Origin of the sequence: Motilimonas pumila, assembly GCF_003596335.1 — a bacterium.
Lineage (GTDB): Bacteria > Pseudomonadota > Gammaproteobacteria > Enterobacterales > CBDFNC01 > Motilimonas > Motilimonas pumila.
This window is the reverse complement of the sequence record NZ_QZCH01000011.1, coordinates 1-20,599: the sequence shown is the minus strand read 5'-3', so window position 1 is coordinate 20,599 and position 20,599 is coordinate 1. Positions and strand designations below refer to the sequence as shown.

Genomic DNA, 20,599 nt, shown 5'->3' with positions numbered 1-20,599 from the left:
AGCCCATAAAGAGCGGGTCTAGACGGTTTCGACCTTCCATAATACGCCAGCACAAAGTTTAAGTTCGGTGATTAGCGCAGCCTAGTAGCGCATCGTCGCGAAGCTCATAAAGAGTGGGACCAGAGGGTTATGGCCCTCTACAATATACTAGAGCATAGTTTTAGTTCGGTGATTAGCGCAGCCTGGTAGCGCATCTGGTTTGGGACCAGAGGGTCGGGAGTTCGAATCTCTCATCACCGACCACATTCAAAAGCCACTCAATCGAGTGGCTTTTTTTATTCTCATCCATAATTATCAATAACTTTTTCTGAATGTGAATTTTCGTTACATCAACATCGGAGGACTAATATAGCGAATCTCGCTAACTTCTCCGGTGTTAAGGTTATAATGAAAGTGATAACCAAATCGGATTTGGGAGTCTGTGTCGAACAAAAAGGCAATTTCCACGCTGTTTTGATCAATTTCCGCAATGTAGTAAGCTCGCTCCATAATGGCGAATGGGCCATGCGTCAGGTCAATATCCTCCTTAAAATGTTTATCATGAAGCTTGGGTTTAAAGTGTTCAATTGAGTTACGTAATTCAGTCAGTTGGCTTTCAAAATAGGCAATGCCAGGGTAGGGGCTCAGTTGAACCGGTTTTTCAGTTACCTGCGACTGTGGGTATGCAAACGGGTCTTTTTGCCATTCTGTATTATCGTAATACTCTGTGTCCGACTGTGTTTGGGGTGGTGAAGTGATTTGCCGGCGCAGGTTAGAAGAGGACTTTTCTTGCACTATTGCTATGCCATTTTCAGTGCGTGTCATAGTGAGTTTAAAGCTGCGCAAAAAATCGCTATTAAGTGGCAGATACACTAGGCCATAATAACTTATCGTACCTGTCACTTCGGGTGTGTATTTATCAATGTAAAAGCCAGTTTCACTGTCTGAGTTTTCAAAATCATAACCTTGATGAAAGCCGTGACGGCTTAGCTCGGTTAAGAAATGCTGTTGAAGCAGATAACGGTATTCTTCTAGCTCCATGTCTTGCTCTCCTCCATGGCTGAGCCTAGGGTGCGTGAGGCAAAGCAGAATAAACAGCATTATTATGGTGATTGAGTGCTGCGATTTTTGCTGTGATAGCCAAAGACTGATCATTATTTACCTCCTTGTTGATGGGCATACTTGTTAACACATGCATTGTGATAAAGGGTTAGCGATCTTTTTAAGAGAAATTAAATAGCGCAATTAGTCACCAATGTTGGTTTTCAAAGTACATGGTTATTCATATCTGGCTTTTTCTATTTCTTGGATAATAACCTATGGGTATAAGTCTAATGATTTGTCAACGCTTTACCCTCTGGCCATACTGCTTCGTACACCTAGCGGATAAAGCTATATCGAAAAGCACTGAATGCGGAGAGTTGCCATGTTTAAAAAAATAATGCTATTCACAGTTACCTTATTCACTGGCTCCATGGCTTATGCTCAAAGTCCAGACCAAGTGTGCAAAGCGCATGAAAATGATATTCGAAAAGCCAGCACTACTTATGAAAATGTGCGTTTAAATGATGCTTGGGCTTCTGAGCCTACCGATATTCACGGCAATGCCATTAACGACGACAACGCGTTTAATACTCACTGTAACATGACATTTTATTCAAAAGAGCGCAGAAGAGGCATGGTCAATACCACTAAGGTTGTGGTGATTTACCCCGACGGCGGTTGGAGAAGTCCATTCTTATAAGAAAAGCCTCAATGCTGTGCAGTTACCTGACTTGTTTAAGCACAATCTAAACAAGTCAGGGCCAAACAGGCATTATTGTTACTGTTTAGCTAAACGGTAAATATTCCCGCTATCTGTACTGAAAAATATCTCGCCTAACGGGGTTACTTCTATGTCCCTAACTCGTTCATTTAAGTTTTCAAACAGCCTCACTTCTTCACTTGCTTGGTTATTACCATCAAGGCTAATCACATTAATGTGCTGAAGTTTAAGCGCACCTGTTAATAGCTTACCTTTTAAGCTGGCAAACTTATCGCCTTGATACATCACCAAGCCACTGGGGGCGATAGAAGGGACGTAAACTTTTACAGGGGAAATAATGCCCGCTTTATGCTCAGCTTCGCCTACGGCTAGTGGTCCCCAGTATTCTTTACCATGGGAAGTAACGGGCCAACCGTAATTGCCGCCAGGCTTTATCAAGTTAATTTCATCGCCGCCACGAGGTCCGTGCTCAATGGCCCAAAGCTGACTTTTTATCGCGTCGAAATACAAACCTTGTGGGTTACGATGGCCGTAACTCCAAATTTCGTCGAGCACGGTTGCATCTTCTAAATAAGGGTTGTCTTTGGGCACTTTGCCATTAGGCGTGACACGAATGATAGTACCCGCATGGTTTTGAGTATTTTGGCCATTTTCACGCACCCCGCGATCACCAACCGACACGTATATATTGTGCTGGTCAAAAGCAATTCGACTGCCAAAGTGACGGCCTGAGTCGCTGGCAGAGCGAGTCACAAACACGTCTTGCCATTGCGAGAGTTGGTTGTCTTTGTAGTGCGCCTTGGCCAGTGTTGTGACACCTTTACCGTCGACATGCTTGCTGTAAGTGAAATATAAAGTATTCGCTGCGAAAGGCGATACCGCAATGTCTAACAGCCCGCCTTGTCCCTGATGCCAAACGTCTGGCACCTTAAACAAGGTGGTGTGCTCACCACTGCGAACGTCTAAGTGAATGATTTCACCACTGCGTGTTGTGATCAACAAGCTAGTGGGATCCCAATAGGCTATTCCCCAAGGAATACCCAGGCCTGTTGCGACTTGCTCTGCTTGCCATGCATGCGCCAATGGGGTATGTAAAAATAGCGTTAAGATGACGGTGCGTATGAGGTTTTTTATCGTTATCATAAGGTGTCTAATCAGCTTTAAACGGCGTTGATTGATTAAGTGTAACCGCAAATACAGTAAAGTTAAGTGCAAGTGCGTTTAATGGGCTAGTGCGGCTGCGTGTTTGTGGCGGTAGTTGCCTTTGTCCTAGGCTCTGCACTGGCAAAAAAAGTGTATAATGTTGTTTTAACCTTTATCATCAAAGCGATAAATATGAACCCGATTATCTCAACCCTTAAAGAACATAACGTCAGTGACGAACAAATTGCGTCTATCTTTCAAGAGTTAACTGAAAACCCTTTACAAGCCATGACGACCATTAGCCAACTTGGCATCCCACAAGAAAAGTTGCAGCCACTGATCATGTCGGTGATGGCTAACCCTGGGTTAATTCAACAAGCCGTTGAAGAGCTGGGGTTAGACTTTTCAAAAGTCGAAGCGGCAAAACAAAAGCTGGACCAAGCCAAGGGCAATTAGCGCTTACTGAGCATGATTGCTTTCATGTTAACCCTGCCGGTGCTGTCGGGGTTAACATTTGCTTTTATAAATTTCCTCTCACAAATTGCCTTTCACAAAAATTCTTTCACTCATACTAGGTTACTTAAGCTCACCTTAGGTGACATTTTCATCTAGCTTGCTAATCGCGGCCTCTGGGTCTTGATTTTCAGCCAACGTCAGCGTCATTTCATCTCTGGCAATCGTGATATTATCTGGCAGCGATGGAGTATGCTGCATTAAATAGGCGTCCAGATCGTGGCCAATATGGGTCAACAACCAATGGCTTTTTGGCATAGCCTTAGCCATGGCCAGTACTTGAGTCAGATTATTGTGATTATGGTCTACTGTGCCCGGAGCAAAGCTGCAATCGATCGCTATGTATTGTGGACTGGCCTTATGCAGGGCTTGCCACGTTGCTTTAGGCAGCTCACAAGTATCTGTTAAATAAGCTAGTGTTGCGTTGCTGTAGTTAAAAAGGTAACCATTACAAGGCTTAGAGTGATTCAGTGCCAAGGCTGTAATGCGTAAATCAGGTAAGCTGGGCAAACAAAACTCACGACCCATTTCATTGGCTGGCTGGAACGCTAAAATACCAGGATGTTTAAATAAATCATCGCAACCTTTGTCATCATTTGGCTGGTAAACAGGAATGGGGGCCACTTTGCTCCAGCGCAGCTGAAATAAGCTTTGAACATGATCCATATGATAATGCGTCAGTAAGATAGCGCTGATGCTATTGGCTGCAAAACGCTCACACAAGTCGCTGCGGTTGGCGTCAATTAATAGCGTATGGCCTGCTACTTGCAACATGGCGGAGCATAACCGGCGGCGATATTTAGGCTCGCACCGGGCACGTTCACAAGCGTTACATAAGCAGCCGTATACCGGGCTGCCTTGTACGTTGCCTGTGCCGAGTAAAGTGAGTGTTATCATTTTATTTCTTCTGCTCGGCTTTTGTAGGCCGAGCTTGGTAAGGAAGTGAATAAGTATTGCCGAAGCTGGTGTACCGCTTGCGCGAAATCCCCGCTATTATCTATCAGCCAGCTGCCATCAGGCAGGCGGCTTTCAAACTCATGATTACGCTCTAAACGCGCCGCTATTTTTGCTTGGCACTCTCTTGCTCTTTGCGTTAAACGCTGAGCTAAAATATCTTGCTGAACCGACAGCGCAATCACTTGCAGTTTATCACCATAGTGCGCTTGTACTGTCGGTAAATAGGCGCGAGAGCCATTCACTAACACACTCTTGCCTTGCTGCAGCAGGTTTATACTTTGTTGGCTAATACCGTACATACAATCGTTGGCTTGCCAATACATGGCGAAAAAACCTTGTTCGAGGCGTTGAGTAAACTCTTGCGGGGTTAAATGGATGTGGCCTTCTTCGCCCACACCTTGCTCTCGGGTGATATAACGCCTAGCAAAAGCCAGTCTCGCGTTAATGTCAGTTTGCTGCTTTAAGGCGTTGATCAAGCTATCTTTGCCTGAGCCAGAAGGTCCCACCAAATAATACAGCTTAGGGGTAGGGCAGTGCTGAGTGCGGCAATCGTGATGGTTGTTTTCCTGCCCAATATTCAAAATACTCGCGCTCCTTGGCGCCAAACCTGCATTATTCTGAGCCTTTCATCTGTTGGCTTGGCCAGCACTAAATCCGCTCTTTTACCTTCTGCAATACAGCCTCGATCATTAAGGCCTATGGCGTTGGCTGGTGTGGCGCTAACCATCTTAATAGCTTGGCATAAATCGTACTGATTAGTAGGGCTTAGCGCGACTTGATACGCCGCATCAAGCAAACTGGCAGGGTAATAATCAGAAGATAATATATCCAGCACGCCGGCGTCAGCCAAGGTCGCGGCTGCTACATTGCCTGAGTGCGATCCGCCGCGAATAATATTCGGCGCGCCCATCATGACTTTTAACCCTGCTTGATGGGAGGCGCTCGCCGCTTCCTCCGTCGTGGGGAACTCGGCTATGGCGCAGCCCAAAGCTACTGACTCATTGGCGTGAGCCAAGGTGGCGTCATCATGGCTTGCTAATGGCAAGTGTTTCGCTCTGGCTAAGGCCGCAATGGCTTGGCGGTTTGGCGTCGACCATTGTACAGCGGCGGCTGTTTGCTCAGCTTCAAATTGGGCCATTTCTTGTTCATTGAGCCCATATTTGCCCATGTAATAGGTTCGATACTTTTCACTATCAACAAATTGACGTTGTCCTGGGGTGTGGTCCATCAAGGACACCATGGCAATGGGGGCTTGTTGCACCAGGGTTTCAAACATGTCCACGGTATCAGGGTTTGGCAATTCGCAGCGCAAATGCAGCATATGCTCAGCGCGGTTTACGCCAGCTTGTTGGCTGCTGGTAATGGCGTCCACCATGCGTTGTAAATTCGCTAAGCGGGCACCGTGGTCGTTAATATAACCAACGGCAATGGCATCAAGCACTGTAGTAATGCCACTGGCTATCATCAAGGCATCATGGCTGGCCATGGCCGAAGCACTGGGCCAGCTTACTTTTGGCCTAGGCGTGAAAAATTTTTCAAGGTTGTCGGTATGCAGCTCAACCAAACCGGGCAGTAGATAAGCGCCATCTCCATTTATGGCAGCGCTGAGCTGACTTTGGGTATCAGACAAGGCGATAATATTTCCTTCTCTTACCTCTAATGAGCCGAGCACTACTTCATCCTCAAGCACAATATTGACATTGGTAATGATCATAGACGGAGTCCTTTTTAATGAGGTGCAGACAAAGCTGACATAGGGTGAAGGCGATCAGCGACCTGCTCTCTAACCCAAGGGTCATGGAAGATGCCCACAATGGCTGCGCCTCGTTGCTTGGCTTGTTGAATAAGCGATATCACTTGCTCACAATTAGTTTTGTCCAATGAGGCGGTGGGCTCATCCAGCAATAATATGGGGTAATCCAAGGCAAAACCTTTGGCAATATTGACCCTTTGTTGTTCGCCTCCAGAAAAAGTGGCTGGCGCTAAAGACCAGAGTTTTTCTGGCACATTTAGTTGGCTTAACAAGCGCTCCGCGGTGGCTTTGGCCACGGCAGGGGAGATGCCAATATCGAGTTGCGGCTGCATCACGATATCGCGAGCTGACAGTCGAGGAATAACCCGTAAAAACTGGCTTACCCAACCCAAAGTATGTTGGCGTAACTGTATTATCTGGCGTGAGTCAGCGTTGACGAGGTTTAGCCACTGCGCTTGTTGGCGGATAAGTATTTCACCTTGGTTAACATGATAGTTGCCATATAAGGCTCTCAATAAGCTGGATTTACCGCTGCCAGAATGGCCGTGTAATACGAGGCATTCACCCTTATGCAGGCTTAAATGTTGATTTTCCAGTACGGGCAACTGAGTGCAACCTTGATTATGCAAAACAAAGGTCTTATGAATATCTTTGGCAATTAATACGGGCTCCATGGCCGTTCCCTCTGTGATTGATGTGGTCATAAGGCGGACTATTGCTGTAATACCGAAGCCACTAAAAGTTGGGTATAGGCGTGTTGTGGATCATCTAATACGCGGTCGGTAAGGCCGGTTTCCACCACCTGTCCTTGACGCATCACCATGATCCTGTGAGCTAATAACCTGGCGACGGCTAAGTCGTGGGTGACGATGATAACGGCCAGGTTGAGGCGTTTAACCAATTGGCGAATTAAGTCCAGTAATTTAGCTTGTACCGAAACGTCAAGGCCGCCGGTAGGCTCGTCCATAAACACTACTTTGGGATGGGTCACTAGGTTTCGCGCAATTTGCAATCTTTGCTGCATGCCGCCAGAGAAATGAATCGGTAAATCGTCAATGCGGCAAGGGTCGATTTCAACCGCATTGAGCCATTGGCTGGCTTGTTCTCGAATATCGCCAAAGTGGCGATTGCCTGAGGCCATCAGCGGCTCACCTATGTTGCCGCCAGCAGAAATATAAGGCCTTAAACCGTCAAGTGGGTGTTGATGCACTATGCCAAATTCAGTGCGGCTCAGTTGACGCAGTTTTGCTTCACTGCTGTCATACAGGCTGATGATATCCTGCTCATCACTGGCGTAGATGACTTGTCCTGTTTGTGGTGGTAATCGTCCTGATAACGCCTTTAGCAGCGTGGTTTTGCCGGAGCCAGACTCACCCACCACTGCTAATACTTCTCCAGGATAAAGGTCGATATCCAAACAATGAAAGCCTTGGTTCTCGCCGTAAAGTTTACTGATTTGAGTGGCCTGTAAAACCGGTGTTACCGGCGCCGGGTTAAGCTGAACATTCATGTTGTTTTTCCTGTTGGCGCTGGCAATAGTCGGTGTCTGAGCAGACAAACATCCGCCCGCCTTGATCGTCGAGTAGCACCTCGTCTAAAAAGCTGTCTTGGCTGCCGCACAATTTGCAGGGCTGCGACCACTGCTGCACTGCAAACGGGTGATCCTCAAAATCCAAACTCACCACTTGGGTGTAAGGTGGTACACAATAAATGCGCTTTTCACGACCCGCAGCAAATAACATCAACGCCGGATTGCGATTGAGCTTAGGGTTGTCAAACTTGGGTATGGGAGAAGGGTCCATCAAATACCTGTGATTCACCCGCACTGGGTAGGCGTAACTGGTGGCGATATAGCCATATTGCACAATGTCTTCATAAAGTTTCACGTGCATGGCGCCGTATTCCTCTAGGCCATGCATTTTTTGAGTTTCGGTTTCTCTGGGCTCGATAAAGCGTAAAGGCTCAGGAATGGGCACTTGATATACCATAATTTGGCCATGGCGCAGGGGCTGCTCTGGGATCCGGTGCCGGGTTTGAATCACGCTGGCTTTTGCTGTTTGAGTGGTGGTTTCTAGTTGGCACATTTGCTGAAAAAAAGCCCGAATAGAGACCGCATTGGTGGTGTCATCAGCGCCTTGGTCAATTACTTTAAAAACGTCTTGCTGGCCAAGAATTGCTGCGCTTAACATAATGCCGCCTGTGCCCCAGCCATATGGCATTGGCATTTCGCGGCCACCAAAAGCAACTTGGTAACCCGGGATACATACTCCTTTGATGATAGCGCGGCGGATCATGCGTTTGCTTTGTTCATCTAGGTAGCCAAAATTGTAATGGCTGGGTTGCTTGGCTTGTGCCAGGCAAGCACTGAAATTAGACATGTTCGTCACTGGCGCCCCCTTGATTGGCCTGCATTTTCCGAAGCAGTTCGAGTTCTGATTGAAAGTCAACGTAGTGGGGCAGTTTCAAGTGTGAAACAAAGCCAGCCGCGGCCACATTGTCGGCGTGTGACAATACAAATTCTTCGTCTTGTGCGGGGCTAGATACGGCTTCACCATACTGCTTACCTTGTAGCGCTCTATCGACAATGGCCATGGCCATGGCTTTACGCTCACTCATGCCAAAAGCTAAGCCATAGCCCCGAGTAAAATGAGGTGAAGCGGTGTCGTCTTGAGTAAAACTATTTACCATCTCGCATTCAGTGACCAATACACTGCCAATTTCGATGCTAAAGCCCAGCTCTGGCGGGGTCATACATAAGGTCACTTCACCACTGCGGATTTCACCCGCAAAAGGATGATTTCGGCCATAACCTCGCTGAGTAGAATAAGCCAGGGCGAGTAAATAACCTTCGTCACCGCGGCAAAGCTGTTGTAATCGCGCTGACCTATCACTGGGATAACGCACCGCTTGCGCGGTAATGTCCGCCGGTTTTTTTCCTGAGTCTTGCTCGGGTTTGGCTAAAGCTTGTTGCTCCAGCTGAGCAAATACCCGGCTAAAGGTTTGCCGGCTTTCATCGCCGTTGGCGTTGCCATCTTGACCATGATGCTGACTGCGATTAGCCTGCTTGGTTTTTTGTTCTGGAGTCAGTAAAGTAAAATCCAACAAGCGATGGCTGTAGTCATAAGTGGGGCCGAGTTGTTGACCGCCAGGAAGATCTTTATAGATGGCGGAAATGCGCCTGTGAACCAACATCTCGCTGGTGTTAAGCGGAGCGCATTGGCCAAGCAAAGGCAAGGTGGTGCGGTATGCTCGCAGTAAGAAAATAGCCTCTACTTGGTCGCCACTGGCTTGTTTGATTGCCAGCGCGGCTAATTCACGATCGTAAATGCCGCCTTCTGTCATCACCCGCTCTACCGCCAAGCTCAGCTGCTCGGCAATTTGTTCAACAGTCAGCTCCGCCACTTTAGGAGAGCCGCGGCGTCGTTTGGCTTGAAGTTGATGGGCATGAGCAATGGCTTGCTCGCCACCTTTTACAGCAACGTACATTAACTTAACTCCACTTTAGTGGTTCGGGGAATGGCAATGATGTCTTCACCGGCGCAAAAGATAAGGTCTAAGCCGAGGGGGAATGCCTGCTTAGGAGCGATTAAATGCTCGGTAATGGTTGGGCTCAGGTAGCCAAGTTGCACATGTTTGTGGTGTTCTATGCCTGGCCCGGTTAGTCGATATAACGGCCCGTGATGAAACCCATTGGTTTGAATCACTAAGGTACAATTGGTTTCTGGCAATAAATGAGTGCCGGCCTTAAAGCTTGACATGGCCACCTCTTCTTGGCCATCCACGACGGCAAAATCGGCCTGCTCAGCAACCACTAATGGGGCTTGGCAATGAAATGCAAGGTTATCTGTCAGTGCCGCTAGCTCAGCTTCATTGGCAAGGTTTGCACTGAGGTAAATGCCAGTATCTTGGTCACACAAAGTCAGCAAAACTTGGCTGGTGGCGGCATGTAATGGCATAAAACCCGGATGCTTATTAAGTTGGCACACTGTGCCTGGCTCACTCATCGCTGTCAGGATATGACGAAAGCAAAATTGGCTGTCAGCTACCCCTTGAGCGAAGCCTGATGTGATGGCCTGCATTTAATCTTCTCCTCTGACCAATGTGAAAAAGTCGACTTTGCTGCTGGCCATCTCTTTTGCCGTATTGGCTTTAGCTAATTGCTGAAGTTCGGCTAATGGTTGGATCAAATGGGTTTGCAGCCGTAGATGAAACTCCGTTTGTTGTAATAATGCGTCGGCAATCGCAACCAACATGGCTTTGTGCTTGTCGCGTCCTTGGATAAAGCCATAACCTAAGGTGCCATCTGCTAAACGTATGACGGTTCTTGTAACTGTGGTGTCGGCAAAATTAAAAACGTCACCGGTACCGCCCATGCGGCCTTGTAAGCGCGTTAGCCCCACTTCTGGTTGGCGTATCACTTCACATTCAGGATCTATTTCAAGCTGTTGCCAAAAGCGCAACAAATCTTCACTGCGGCTGTGGGCTAACGTCGCTAGCCACTGTTGGCGAGCAGCAATATCAATGGACATCTCAGTGCTCCATAGTTAATTCAACGAACTCAGCGCGGATCAGCGCAATCGAGCATTCAAATGGTTTTTTTTTATCGTCGACATTGGTGGTAAACAAACGCAGCAAAGGGGCTGAACAAGGCATTTGCAAACATAAACACTCATCTTCAGTGGCCATTTGAGCGCTAATTAAAGTACGCTGACGCTGCAACGCTAACGCGCCCTGTTGAGCCAGAAAATGATGCACAGAGCCACTGCGATATTGACGTAAAATATTATCGTGTGAACTCGGCACAAAGTGATGCAACACCACACTCACCGCCACCTCATCAATAAACCTAAGGGTTTTCAGTCGCCATATTTTGGTGCCTGGAGCTAACTCAAGGGCGCGGCTGACTTCAGCGCTCGCCAAGACTTGTTGTTTCGCTAATAGGCGAGTGGTGGGACTGGCACCAATATTGGCGACGTTGTCGGAGAATTTGGCTCCAGAGTGCAGGGGATAACGTACGGGTTGATTTAACACCAATACTCCCTTGCCTTGTTGGCGCATAAGCCAACCTTTGCTCACTAGCTCGTCAATGGCACGTCGTAAGGTGTGGCGATTAACCCGGTATTCACTGGCAAGGTGCTGCTCTGGCGGTAAATACTGGCCAGGTTGGTAAGTCTGGCCAATCGCCGCTTCTAAACTTAAGGCTATTTCTTGATATCGAGCCATGACCTAGTCCTAAATAAAGCGTTTGCGAATGCGCTGGGAAACGAAGTCGAGCAAACTGACGGTGGCGATGATGATGATCATGACGGCGCAAGTTTGGGTAAACATAAAACCGCGAATACTTTCCCATAAAATCACGCCGATGCCACCTGCGCCAACCATGCCAACCACAGTGGCAGAGCGCACGTTAGACTCAAACCGATACAAAGAAAACGATATCCACAAAGGCATGACTTGGGGCAAAACGCCGTAGATGATCTCTTCTATTTTATTGGCGCCGGTGGCGCGCACGCCCTCTACTTGGCCAGGATCTATGGCCTCTACCGCTTCAGAAAATAACTTGGCCAAGACTCCCGTGGTGTGAATAAACAGCGCCATCACACCGGCAAACGGCCCTAGACCAACGGTAACCACAAACAACATGGCGAACACCATTTCGTTAATCGCTCTGGCGGCATCCATGAGCCTTCTCATGGGCTGGTAAACCCAAGGGGGAACCATGTTTTCGGCGCACATTAACCCTAATGGCACAGACACAACAATGGCGAATAATGTGCCCCATAAAGCAATGTGCAGGGTAATGAGCATTTCTTCGAGGTAGTAATCGAGCTGGGTAAAATCGGGAGGGAAAAAATCGGCGCCAAGTTCAACCATGTTGCCGGCATCTTGCATCAACTGCAAAGGCGCAATCTCTGCTCCTTGCCAAGACCAAGACAACAACATAATGACCAATAGCCAAGTGACCAAATTAAGCCAATGGGACGACTTTACAAAAAGTGCGTCTGACGGGGTGTGAGATTCCATATCTAAGCCTTAATCAAACTTATCTTGGGGCCAATATCCTTGCGGATATTGGCCCACTGGCTTATTGCTGAGCCATGGCCAATAAAGCATTTTGTTGGCGGCTTAACGCTTTAAGCTGCTCTTCAATGCGCGCCAATTGCTGGGCTTTTTCTTCTGCTTTAAGAGCCGTGTTTTGCTCAATCTTCAGCTTGTTCTTAAACAAGACCAATTGACGTATTGGCAGAAGCTGTAAATCACTTGAAGCTTTAAACGGGGCCCATTGCAGCGCTTCTAAAATGGCTAACTCTTTTGGATCTTGGTTGGAACCGTACTCCATGAAAAAGTCGTACACTTTGTTTTTTACCTTAGCAGGTAAATTTTTACGCCATACAATGGGGTCTGATGGGATCAAAGGCGATTTCCAAATCACTTTTAGTTGGGCATGTTTGTCAGGTGCTGTTTGCTTTAAACGGTCCATGTTTTCGGTATTGCCTGTGGCCACATCTACTTGTTTAGCGGCAGCAGCCAGTGCATTGGCTTCGTGGCTGGCGTTTAATGAACGTTTGAAATCTGATACTGCGACATTGTTTTTCGCAAAAACGTAATAAGATGGTACCAAAAATCCGGAAGTCGAATTAGGATCGCCATTACCAAATACCAGTTGTTGGCGCTTATCTAACACGTCTTGCAGGTTATTCAACGCGCTGTCTTTGTGGGTGACTAAAACGCTCCAATAGCCTGGGTTGCCTGTAACATCCACGGTTTGAGCAAAAATTTCACCGCCGGCGCGATCGATCGCTTCCATTGCAGACTTATTGCCATACCACGCCACGTCTACTTTATTAAAGCGCATGCCTTGAATGATGCCGGCATAATCGGGCGCAAAAAACGCTTTCACTTTGTAACCTGTTTTTTGTTCCATCGCTTGCAAAAATGGTTGCCAAGTGGTTTTTAAGTTTTGTTGTGATTCGGTAGAGATGATGCCGAAATTCAAGGTATCCATGGCTTTTTCATTTGCCATGGCGAAGGTGCTTGTGGCCGCACTTGCCAAAAAGGCGGTGGCGACAACCGTGTGTTTAATTGCTGTTAACATGTTGTTTTCCTTGTCGTGGTTAAGCGGTTTGAGCCAGCAGCGAAGCGGGAGTACAAGTGACCGACTCCTTTTCCGCTGTTGAGGTAGAATAAAGTTGCGATAAGGTATGCTCTGTTAGCGCGGCGCTGGCACCGTCGTAAAAGACTTTGCCTTGTTTTAGCGCGATAACGCGCGGGCAATACTGGGTGGCGTAATCGACTTGATGCAAGCTCACGAGCACGGTAATGCCTTCTTGCTGATTAATGGTTTGCAGTAAGTCCATCACCACTCGCGATGACTCTGGATCCAGCGAAGCAATTGGCTCATCGGCAAGGATCACCTTAGCCTGCTGCATTAATGCGCGGGCAATCGCCACACGTTGTTGCTGGCCACCGGATAATGTTGAGACTCTTTGCTGCGCCACAAAGGGGTGTGGTTAAGCGCGCCAATTAATACATTTTGTAAAACGCTTAGACGCGAAACCAAGTTAAATTGCTGGAAAATATAACCCGCTTGACTGCGGCATTGACGGACCTTGGCGCCAAAGCGGCCATTTTTTTGCACTGGTAACCCGATTAACCGAACCTCTGAAGCTTGGCTTTTATCTGCCGACATTAAGCCATTGAGATGGCGCAGCAAGGTTGACTTTCCTGAGCCTGAAGGCCCCAATAGTGCGACCATTTCACCGGCGTCGACCGAGAAGCCGATATCTTGTAACACATGGTGTTGGTCAAAATGTTTGTTGAGGTTTTTCGCTGCAATCATTGGCTGACTCATCTTACGACTCCTTGTTCGCGTTGATGTTAAATTAGCCAGTGAATATGACAGTTCACTTATCTAGACATGTCAGTTGAGTGACGCTTTGATGGAGTCTCAATGACAGCCTATAAAAATATCAATAAGAAATGTTTGCCTTGATAAAAGCAAAAAAATGTTCAATAGAGGCGGTATTTAGCCTGAGGAGGTGGCGAAAGCATTATGCTAGCGGCAAGCTGTTTTTGTGTTTAGTAAGCGATGGGTTGAATGAGGTTGGTGGGTAGCCAAAACTATATTACAGCGCCAAAAATGCTCATCCGTTGAGCGAGTTTCCTTCATGTTTGTTATTTGCGGTTAAAGTAGCCAGGTGAAGGTTTAATCCAGTTCACACTGCACCAAAGCACCTTGTAGTTTCTCAGGGTTAGCGGCAATCACCTTTTCAGCGGCTTGTTGGCACTGACTGACGGTGTGAAACTGCATATTTTCAATTTCAAGCTCTTGGGTCAAAGTACCGTTAGGAGTGAGCAAAGAAACAATAAGTGCTAATTCGTACATGATGAATAACCTGCGTTGAAAGTGTGCGCAGATAATACTTATGCCGAGCAATATGTGCTAATGACTTGCTTGCATGATAAGTATGCAGCCTGTGCATACCGTACTTGGTGCCGGAATGAGCAACGTCGGTGGTGCAACTGAACAAACAAAAGCCAATTGCGCGTTAGCGCGTGTTTGTTATGAACAGAAAAAAGCGCGATTGTTTGATTTCATCAATAAAGCGGCGCGGGATCCCGATTATGCACTTGATGCGTTTTTTATGGCTTGGCAATACCATGCCAAGCAGGAGAGCACAAAGATGCTGCTCAGTGGTAGCAAGAATACAATAACGCAAGCCACCGGCTACGTTTAGTGTGGCAAACATCGTCGACTTATCGGAAGATGACCGCTTTCGACCACTGAAAAACGATGATGAACAAGCGCAGCAGCTGCTTAAACTTATTCGACATCACCGTCTCGTTAAACGCGCCTTCGTGGCCGAATAAGTGGTGCCGCATGCTCAACATTTGGCACAGAAGCTATTCGCTTTGGCCAGCAAGCAAAATAACCTTCGATTTGCCACGCCTTACTTGCTGTTTTGTAAAGTATTTCTAGCTAGGATACCGAAAGTGTCAGCACTTTCAACCCTAGTGAACCTTCCACTCACTGGTTTTGTCCACAGCACAAGATAATCACAATATGAAACATGTTTAATATGAGGTGTATCACGGTGTGGCAATTAATGACTGCTCAAGTGTTATTAGAATTGGCAAACTGATGTAAAAACGCATGTAGGAAATATTAAATGAAATGGGTATGGGTACTGAGTGGAGCATTGTTTCTTAGCGCTTGTGGTGGTAATGGTAATACCAGCGATAGCGAAACATCATTACCTGTTACAGGGCCAACATCAGCTCCGTTCCCCTCTGGGGGGCCAAGTGAGTCTGACGGAGAAGGGTTTAAAATTAATATACACTTGGCGCCAACTTCAGGTGGCTCAGTAACGCTCATTCCGCACCAAGAGTACTATCAAGCCGGCGAGCAAGTGTATGTTAAAGTTGAGGTAAACCCAGGTTATCACTTTATTGGTTGGAGCGGCGCCGAAGAAATCGTAAGTCCCTTAGTCGTAGACCGACCACTTAACTTAACCGCTGAGTTTATTGAGACTGAAAAAACCATTATTACGGTGGCCAATAATAATGAACTTCACCAAGGTTTCGTCACTGCGAAACAACTAGGTGGCCACACAACCTTGTTACTGCAAGACGGCGACTATCAGTTAAATCGCACTCAAGTAATAGACACTGAACACATTACCCTCAGAAGTCAATCGGGAGACCGTGACAAGGTCCGTATTTGGGGGCCAGATAATTACAATATGTTTTTGGTCAGAGCTAGCCATTTCACCATTGACGGTGTGACGATGGGGGGCGCGCGGGGCCGACCATCTGGCTTTGTACAATGGCATGTGGTGCAAATTCAAGGAGAACAAAACGCTGACCATTTTCGCTTAACGAATAGCAAGGTCGTCGATGCTGAGGAGCAGCTGATAAAAGTTTCAAGTAATGGTGATACTCCTGACATTTCGGCAGATTTTGGCCACATAGAAAATAATATTTTTGAATTCTCGACAGGCCAAGCGTTTGGCTGGTATACCGGTGGTATTGATGCGCATCGCGCTCACCATTGGGTAATAAGAGGGAATCTATTTCGCAATATTCACAATAACAATCCCCAACCAGGATCCAATCCTGCTTTGACAGAAGGCGCCATTCATTTCTGGTCAGAGTCTGTTGGTAGTTTGATTGAAAATAATATCATAGTGCAGTGTGACAGAGGAATCATGCTTGGTTTAGACAGTAGTGGCCATCAGCACGGTATTATCCGCAATAATTTTATTGTGACCAATAAAGATGTCGGCATCTATTTAGCCCATGCCAGTGATACGCAGGTATATAACAATACGGTGTGGTTAGACAGTGATTACGTTAATGCGATTGAATATAGGTTTGAACGGTCAATCAATAACGTCATCGTAAACAATTTGACTAACGGCCTGATTCGACAAAGAAACGGTGGCCAAGCCGAGCTTGAGGCCAATATTACCGAAGCTCAGGCAGGTTGGTTTGTGGATTATAAAGTCGGAGATTTACACCTTCGTCAAGAGATTGAATCTGTCGTGGATCAAGGCATTTATATTGAAGGATTGTGGCATGACATTGATGGCCAGCAGCGTCCTGTCAACGGCATAGATATTGGTGCTGATGAACGATAGCGCTTTGATAACCTTGGCATCTTGTATCAGTCATGGTGAGTATTAGTTTTAAAAAGACGAGTCAAGTAGGTTTATGACTCGTCTTCATGCTCTCGCTTTTTCATCATTACACCTTGGTAACGGATAAGCTTACTAAGGTACTAATACTGAAAAGCATGGCTTATTGGCCAGTCAAAAAACCACCCGCATAAATCCCAAACTGCAGTGGTTCGCCTTGCCAACCAGTGCCGTCATTCGGTTTTAAATCGTTTTTTATCTATTAAACCCGGTTAAAAGCGTACCGTTAACTGAGTGGGTTTTATGACTCAATCGATAATGGTTAATAGAGAGCATTACCCTCACGTTTGGCATGTTTGACCGTCACTCGTTTTATAAATCAATAGGCCGGCAGATGTGCGCTTGGTTACAATATTTAACCACCACAGTTGGCATGTTGTTTGTATTGGATTTGCTTGGTGCTAATTGCTCCGCCATCTTATTACGCTGCCCGCTATTTGTGTTGGCTGGTGGAGGTGAAGCTTTGGAGTCAGGGCTGGGCGGCGTGGGTACTGGAGTTGGCTCTAAAGTACCGTGGCTTTGTTGGTAGGTATAAGAATATCCCGTGAGGTATTCAACCTCGTGGAACACTCCACCAAGCAAGGCATTACAAGCATCTTGGCCGCTGCACGTTTGGTCTTGGATCCTAGCATCAAAAGACCTTACGGTGACCGTTTCATCATGTTCAATAATAACGTAATCAAATAGTACTTCATTGGTTACTTCATCTGCCATATTAAGCGCATTTAGACCATTGCTTTCCCAGTAATAGCCATCAAAATCAGAAGGTGGCCTGGCGCAACTATAACCGGAGCGAACAAATTGAGTATTTAATAGCTTCTCAGTGCCTGGGTTAAGACGCCAAGCGCCGGATTGCACTGGCTTTTGGTCTTGGTTCCAATACTCCGCAAGGTAAATATGTCCCTGGTAAAGCACGCTGTCACCTTGTTGATAAGCTGAATTTGGGGACCAGGTTTGATTCATTTGAATCAGAGTTTGCCAGCTTACCCATGTTGGCCCAGGTGTTTCATTTTGTGTCCACCAGCGTGCTTGATAGACCGTTTGCTGGTAGCTGACTTGATCACCTTTGTGATAAATAGCGTTTGCTTGCCATGGTGGTGCGGATACATTTATCGCTGGCTGTTCCACTAGCAAAAATGCATTGTCGTTATTGACAGGTGAAGCAGGATTGAGCATGCAAGTTGCATTGGCATGAGCTGTAACGAGCCCTGCTAATAAGCTCATTGAGAGAGAGAGTTTCATGGTTTTTCCTTAAACACATATGAATAATAACAAGCGTAATGACCTTGCTTGCCAATCAATTATAGGTATAGAAAATATCAACAAAACTGTAGATGCAAAATTTGCGAAATAACCCTAGTTTTTATAGGTAAATAACTGAGGAGTATCGCTAATATAGCTAACTGAAGTGGCAAGCAACAAGGGGGGAGGGTCTCATACAGGCTTAAGTGTGGACTGTTTTGAATTGTTGCCAAGCAAAGAAACTACAGAATGCCAGCATTTGCAATACCGGCAGCTGTATTGCAAATGCCGCAAAGAAATAAACCTTGTTATTCAACCAAACAGGCCAATAATTGAGCTTCAAGAGCCGGATCGAGCTGCTCGGCAATACACTCAAGACGGCTTTCATCGGTTTGTGTTAATGGTATTTCGGTCAAGGTATCTGCTGTGAGGTTATAGCCAACGACCCCTTCGTCAGTCACAAATACCGCTTTAACGCGCTCTGCTGCAAGCCCAGTGAGCAGTAAGGATAAACTTTCACGGCTAAACACTTTATTGGCCGCAAAACGCCAGCCAATACTGTGGAAACCTTCACCCTGATTCTCGGCTTTAATATAGCCACAGGCAGGAATGTCAGCTTCAGCAGCAAGTGTTTTACTGTGGTTATGGCCATGGTGGTGGTGATGGTTTGCCGCAGGTAAGCTTACACCTGAGCGGCCAGTTAAAATATCTGGCGAAATTTCGCCATATTGGCAAAAAATGACTTCTGCACTTGGCTGGCCGTGTTCATGTACGTAATCTTGTAAGCGTTGCTTATCTTCACTTTGGTATAAGTCGGTTTTATTGCCAATGACTGTGTCGGCAATGGCAATTTGCTGATTAAAGGTGGCATGATTGGTATACCTTTCATCAGACAGCTTGCGGGCATCGACCAAGGTGACGGTTTTATGTAAATCTAACACCTCGCGGTAATGGTCAGAGCTAAGCACTTGCAGCACTTCTTTTGGGTGGCCAAGCCCGGTTGGCTCAATCAATAATCTGTCTGGTTTGGCTTTGGCTAACAGTTGGTTTAAGGCCACCTGCATAGGTACCCCCGCTGCGCAGCACATACAGCCGCCAGGCACCTCACGAATATATACTTGCTGGTCACTGTAAGGTTGCCCTTGCATTAGGCTGCCATCAATGCCTATTTCACCAAATTCATTCACCAAAATTGCCCAGCGTTCGTGCTGAGGTTTGTGTTTCATTAACTGGATAATGGTAGACGTTTTTCCAACGCCTAAGAAACCGGTAATAATGTTGGTCGCTACTGCGGTTAATTTCTCAGTTCCATGCATGTTGCGTTACTTCTCTGTCATTGTTGGCATTGGGCGCCAATGTATACGGTTAGGCACGCTTAAGTGAGCGTATCCTAGAAGGCATAAAGCATAACAAATTAATTGTTATAATATAACGGATTCTGTTTTTAAGCCTGAAGTAAATAGCGTAGCGGGTGCGAGCGGCAAAATTATATGGGCGCACTCAACCTAGGCGGCGTAAAATCAGCTATGATAGCTGACATGTGGATAGCTGACATGTGGATAGCTTACGGAGGAGCTCCGTGACATTTTAAAAGAAGAAGTGGCCGAGAGAAAAATTAAAAAGTGACAAATAAAACAAGGGAAGTAGACTTCCCTTGTTTTATTACAAAAAAGTTAGTTGCTTATAACCGTACTTTCGATTAACAGAATATCTTTGCCGTTGATATCCCAACGTTTAATTACGCTGATATCCCAACGTTTAATTACGCTGGTAGAGCCGCCGCTATTTGAACATGTAAAACCGATCACTAACTCATCGCCACTATGGCTAGTAATAGTGTTATTTAGAGCAAAATAGTCACTGTAGAAGTTCGTTTTACTCGGTTGGCCATTAAATAGGTTAATAGGTGCAATATTTTGAGCCGTGATGGTACAACGACCTTCGCTCGTTTTATTGTTGATGCTAGCAAAGCCAGTGCTCTTTAATTGCGCGTAACGGCCATTGGTAAATTCACCTACGCCTTTCACATTAAGCTGCCAATTAACATCAGGTGCACCAGGTATTTTATGTTGAATAATTTGTACTGAACCATCTTGTTGGTCAGGGCGGGATCGCACTTTTTCAACGAATATGATCTAATAGGCTCAAACCCGTAAATCGATACGAATTTTGAGCCTGATAGAACACCTTTCTGTTGTCGAAGATACTCGTTCAGACATCAACCAAAAGCATGATTTAATTGATATTGTTTTCCTCGTTATTAGCGCCATCTGTGCTGGTAGTGAGGGATGGCAAGACATTGAAACATATGGCGAACACAAGCTTGAATGGTTGAGAAAATATCGCCCATTCACTCATGGTATCCCTCGTCGACACACTATCGCGAGAATATTGCGTTCAGTCGTCGCCGAATCTTTACTCGAAGCTCTGGCATTATGGATAAATGAGCAAAGACAGAATCAGTGTAAACCCGTTATTGCTTTCGATGGCAAAGTGCTTCGCGGCTCTTACCGCTCCGACCCAAAAACCGCACTACAACTGGTCACCGCC

General features: G+C 46.4%; 24 protein-coding genes, 1 tRNA gene and 1 pseudogene. 7 read left to right on the top strand and 19 right to left on the bottom strand.

The features are described from left to right. The first annotated feature begins 166 nt into the window (after positions 1–166). Positions 167–243: transfer RNA gene (locus D1Z90_RS09785), tRNA-Pro, on the top strand. A gap of 81 nt (positions 244–324) precedes the next feature. Here the strand turns inward: D1Z90_RS09785 and D1Z90_RS09780 are convergent. Further along, positions 325–1,134, bottom strand: a complete 810-nt coding sequence (locus D1Z90_RS09780) for a hypothetical protein (protein ID WP_119910573.1) — start codon at positions 1,132–1,134, stop codon at positions 325–327. A 271-nt stretch (positions 1,135–1,405) separates the two neighbouring features. Here D1Z90_RS09780 and D1Z90_RS09775 point away from each other — a divergent pair, with 271 nt between their 5' ends. Next, a complete protein-coding gene (locus D1Z90_RS09775) occupies positions 1,406–1,723 on the top strand; it encodes a hypothetical protein (RefSeq protein WP_119910572.1) in 318 nt (105 codons plus the stop codon). 78 nt (positions 1,724–1,801) lie between these two features. On the opposite strand, the gene D1Z90_RS09770 is transcribed toward D1Z90_RS09775, so the two are convergent. Further along, on the bottom strand, positions 1,802–2,887 hold the full coding sequence (locus D1Z90_RS09770; protein WP_119910571.1) for a PQQ-dependent sugar dehydrogenase: 1,086 nt from the start codon (positions 2,885–2,887) through the stop codon (positions 1,802–1,804). Between the two features lie 192 nt (positions 2,888–3,079). Here D1Z90_RS09770 and D1Z90_RS09765 point away from each other — a divergent pair, with 192 nt between their 5' ends. Next, complete coding sequence (locus D1Z90_RS09765; protein ID WP_119910662.1) at positions 3,080–3,343, top strand: DUF2999 family protein; 264 nt, start codon at positions 3,080–3,082, stop codon at positions 3,341–3,343. A 135-nt stretch (positions 3,344–3,478) separates the two neighbouring features. Here the strand turns inward: D1Z90_RS09765 and phnP are convergent, their stop codons facing one another. The 14 genes and pseudogenes from phnP to D1Z90_RS09695 all read right to left on the bottom strand — a co-directional run bounded on the left by phnP (position 3,479) and on the right by D1Z90_RS09695 (position 14,496). Then, complete coding sequence (gene phnP, locus D1Z90_RS09760; RefSeq protein ID WP_198419104.1) at positions 3,479–4,297, bottom strand: phosphonate metabolism protein PhnP; 819 nt, start codon at positions 4,295–4,297, stop codon at positions 3,479–3,481. Continuing rightward, positions 4,294–4,938 carry a phosphonate metabolism protein/1,5-bisphosphokinase (PRPP-forming) PhnN gene (gene phnN / locus D1Z90_RS09755; protein ID WP_158587098.1) on the bottom strand — a complete coding sequence of 215 codons (645 nt, stop codon included), beginning with the start codon at positions 4,936–4,938 and terminating at the stop codon, positions 4,294–4,296. Before phnN ends, phnP begins: the two co-directional genes overlap by 4 nt. Continuing rightward, on the bottom strand, positions 4,935–6,071 hold the full coding sequence (gene phnM / locus D1Z90_RS09750) for an alpha-D-ribose 1-methylphosphonate 5-triphosphate diphosphatase (protein WP_119910569.1): 1,137 nt from the start codon (positions 6,069–6,071) through the stop codon (positions 4,935–4,937). The genes phnN and phnM overlap by 4 nt, the downstream gene beginning before the upstream one ends. Before the next feature lie 14 nt (positions 6,072–6,085). After that, on the bottom strand, positions 6,086–6,784 hold the full coding sequence (phnL, locus tag D1Z90_RS09745) for a phosphonate C-P lyase system protein PhnL (RefSeq protein WP_119910568.1): 699 nt from the start codon (positions 6,782–6,784) through the stop codon (positions 6,086–6,088). A 38-nt stretch (positions 6,785–6,822) separates the two neighbouring features. After that, positions 6,823–7,620: a phosphonate C-P lyase system protein PhnK gene (gene phnK, locus D1Z90_RS09740; RefSeq protein WP_119910567.1), complete on the bottom strand. Its 798-nt coding sequence runs from the start codon at positions 7,618–7,620 to the stop codon at positions 6,823–6,825. After that, complete coding sequence (locus tag D1Z90_RS09735) at positions 7,604–8,488, bottom strand: alpha-D-ribose 1-methylphosphonate 5-phosphate C-P-lyase PhnJ (protein ID WP_119910566.1); 885 nt, start codon at positions 8,486–8,488, stop codon at positions 7,604–7,606. Before D1Z90_RS09735 ends, phnK begins: the two co-directional genes overlap by 17 nt. Next, positions 8,481–9,596 carry a carbon-phosphorus lyase complex subunit gene (locus D1Z90_RS09730; protein WP_119910565.1) on the bottom strand — a complete coding sequence of 372 codons (1,116 nt, stop codon included), beginning with the start codon at positions 9,594–9,596 and terminating at the stop codon, positions 8,481–8,483. The genes D1Z90_RS09735 and D1Z90_RS09730 overlap by 8 nt, the downstream gene beginning before the upstream one ends. After that, positions 9,596–10,189, bottom strand: a complete 594-nt coding sequence (gene phnH / locus D1Z90_RS09725; RefSeq protein WP_119910564.1) for a phosphonate C-P lyase system protein PhnH — start codon at positions 10,187–10,189, stop codon at positions 9,596–9,598. The genes D1Z90_RS09730 and phnH overlap by 1 nt, the downstream gene beginning before the upstream one ends. Then, a complete protein-coding gene (gene phnG / locus D1Z90_RS09720) occupies positions 10,190–10,639 on the bottom strand; it encodes a phosphonate C-P lyase system protein PhnG (RefSeq protein WP_198419102.1) in 450 nt (149 codons plus the stop codon). It abuts the gene before it with no gap. 1 nt (position 10,640) lies between these two features. After that, on the bottom strand, positions 10,641–11,333 hold the full coding sequence (phnF, locus tag D1Z90_RS09715) for a phosphonate metabolism transcriptional regulator PhnF (protein ID WP_119910563.1): 693 nt from the start codon (positions 11,331–11,333) through the stop codon (positions 10,641–10,643). A gap of 9 nt (positions 11,334–11,342) precedes the next feature. Beyond that, positions 11,343–12,134 carry a phosphonate ABC transporter, permease protein PhnE gene (gene phnE / locus D1Z90_RS09710; protein WP_119910562.1) on the bottom strand — a complete coding sequence of 264 codons (792 nt, stop codon included), beginning with the start codon at positions 12,132–12,134 and terminating at the stop codon, positions 11,343–11,345. Between the two features lie 61 nt (positions 12,135–12,195). Beyond that, a complete protein-coding gene (gene phnD, locus D1Z90_RS09705) occupies positions 12,196–13,206 on the bottom strand; it encodes a phosphonate ABC transporter substrate-binding protein (protein WP_119910561.1) in 1,011 nt (336 codons plus the stop codon). 19 nt (positions 13,207–13,225) lie between these two features. After that, positions 13,226–13,866: pseudogene (locus D1Z90_RS09700) on the bottom strand (phosphonate ABC transporter ATP-binding protein). A 450-nt stretch (positions 13,867–14,316) separates the two neighbouring features. Further along, entirely contained in the window at positions 14,317–14,496 is a 180-nt protein-coding gene (locus tag D1Z90_RS09695) for a hypothetical protein (RefSeq protein ID WP_119910560.1), read from the bottom strand. A gap of 91 nt (positions 14,497–14,587) precedes the next feature. Here D1Z90_RS09695 and D1Z90_RS09690 point away from each other — a divergent pair, with 91 nt between their 5' ends. From D1Z90_RS09690 to D1Z90_RS09685, 3 genes are all read left to right on the top strand, one after another. After that, positions 14,588–14,848: a hypothetical protein gene (locus D1Z90_RS09690; RefSeq protein ID WP_147378753.1), complete on the top strand. Its 261-nt coding sequence runs from the start codon at positions 14,588–14,590 to the stop codon at positions 14,846–14,848. 1 nt (position 14,849) lies between these two features. Next, entirely contained in the window at positions 14,850–14,981 is a 132-nt protein-coding gene (locus D1Z90_RS21960; RefSeq protein ID WP_269777035.1) for a hypothetical protein, read from the top strand. Positions 14,982–15,280: 299 nt separating this feature from the next. Further along, entirely contained in the window at positions 15,281–16,750 is a 1,470-nt protein-coding gene (locus D1Z90_RS09685; RefSeq protein WP_119910558.1) for a right-handed parallel beta-helix repeat-containing protein, read from the top strand. A 369-nt stretch (positions 16,751–17,119) separates the two neighbouring features. Here the strand turns inward: D1Z90_RS09685 and D1Z90_RS09680 are convergent, their stop codons facing one another. From D1Z90_RS09680 to D1Z90_RS09670, 3 genes are all read right to left on the bottom strand, one after another. Then, entirely contained in the window at positions 17,120–18,049 is a 930-nt protein-coding gene (locus D1Z90_RS09680; protein WP_119910557.1) for a carbohydrate-binding protein, read from the bottom strand. 308 nt (positions 18,050–18,357) lie between these two features. Next, a complete protein-coding gene (locus tag D1Z90_RS09675; protein ID WP_119910556.1) occupies positions 18,358–19,365 on the bottom strand; it encodes a CobW family GTP-binding protein in 1,008 nt (335 codons plus the stop codon). 357 nt (positions 19,366–19,722) lie between these two features. Next, positions 19,723–20,166, bottom strand: coding sequence for a hypothetical protein (locus D1Z90_RS09670; RefSeq protein ID WP_119910555.1), 444 nt, complete (start codon positions 20,164–20,166; stop codon positions 19,723–19,725). 52 nt (positions 20,167–20,218) lie between these two features. Here D1Z90_RS09670 and D1Z90_RS09665 point away from each other — a divergent pair. Continuing rightward, positions 20,219–20,599: ISAs1 family transposase (locus D1Z90_RS09665; protein WP_119910554.1), on the top strand; the 381-nt coding region annotated here is incomplete at its 3' end.

Coding starts and splice junctions, on each gene's coding strand:
- D1Z90_RS09735 (WP_119910566.1), bottom strand. CDS start 8,488: ATGTCTAATTTCAGTGCTTGCCTGGCACAAGCCAAGCAACCCAGCCAT.
- phnD (WP_119910561.1), bottom strand. CDS start 13,206: ATGTTAACAGCAATTAAACACACGGTTGTCGCCACCGCCTTTTTGGCA.
- D1Z90_RS09675 (WP_119910556.1), bottom strand. CDS start 19,365: ATGCATGGAACTGAGAAATTAACCGCAGTAGCGACCAACATTATTACC.
- D1Z90_RS09695 (WP_119910560.1), bottom strand. CDS start 14,496: ATGTACGAATTAGCACTTATTGTTTCTTTGCTCACTCCTAACGGTACT.
- D1Z90_RS09680 (WP_119910557.1), bottom strand. CDS start 18,049: ATGAAACTCTCTCTCTCAATGAGCTTATTAGCAGGGCTCGTTACAGCT.
- phnF (WP_119910563.1), bottom strand. CDS start 11,333: ATGGCTCGATATCAAGAAATAGCCTTAAGTTTAGAAGCGGCGATTGGC.
- D1Z90_RS09730 (WP_119910565.1), bottom strand. CDS start 9,596: ATGTACGTTGCTGTAAAAGGTGGCGAGCAAGCCATTGCTCATGCCCAT.
- D1Z90_RS09780 (WP_119910573.1), bottom strand. CDS start 1,134: ATGATCAGTCTTTGGCTATCACAGCAAAAATCGCAGCACTCAATCACC.
- phnM (WP_119910569.1), bottom strand. CDS start 6,071: ATGATCATTACCAATGTCAATATTGTGCTTGAGGATGAAGTAGTGCTC.
- D1Z90_RS09770 (WP_119910571.1), bottom strand. CDS start 2,887: ATGATAACGATAAAAAACCTCATACGCACCGTCATCTTAACGCTATTT.
- phnK (WP_119910567.1), bottom strand. CDS start 7,620: ATGAATGTTCAGCTTAACCCGGCGCCGGTAACACCGGTTTTACAGGCC.
- D1Z90_RS09765 (WP_119910662.1), top strand. CDS start 3,080: ATGAACCCGATTATCTCAACCCTTAAAGAACATAACGTCAGTGACGAA.
- phnG (WP_198419102.1), bottom strand. CDS start 10,639: ATGTCCATTGATATTGCTGCTCGCCAACAGTGGCTAGCGACGTTAGCC.
- phnH (WP_119910564.1), bottom strand. CDS start 10,189: ATGCAGGCCATCACATCAGGCTTCGCTCAAGGGGTAGCTGACAGCCAA.
- phnE (WP_119910562.1), bottom strand. CDS start 12,134: ATGGAATCTCACACCCCGTCAGACGCACTTTTTGTAAAGTCGTCCCAT.
- phnP (WP_198419104.1), bottom strand. CDS start 4,297: ATGATAACACTCACTTTACTCGGCACAGGCAACGTACAAGGCAGCCCG.
- D1Z90_RS09775 (WP_119910572.1), top strand. CDS start 1,406: ATGTTTAAAAAAATAATGCTATTCACAGTTACCTTATTCACTGGCTCC.
- D1Z90_RS09685 (WP_119910558.1), top strand. CDS start 15,281: ATGAAATGGGTATGGGTACTGAGTGGAGCATTGTTTCTTAGCGCTTGT.
- phnL (WP_119910568.1), bottom strand. CDS start 6,784: ATGGAGCCCGTATTAATTGCCAAAGATATTCATAAGACCTTTGTTTTG.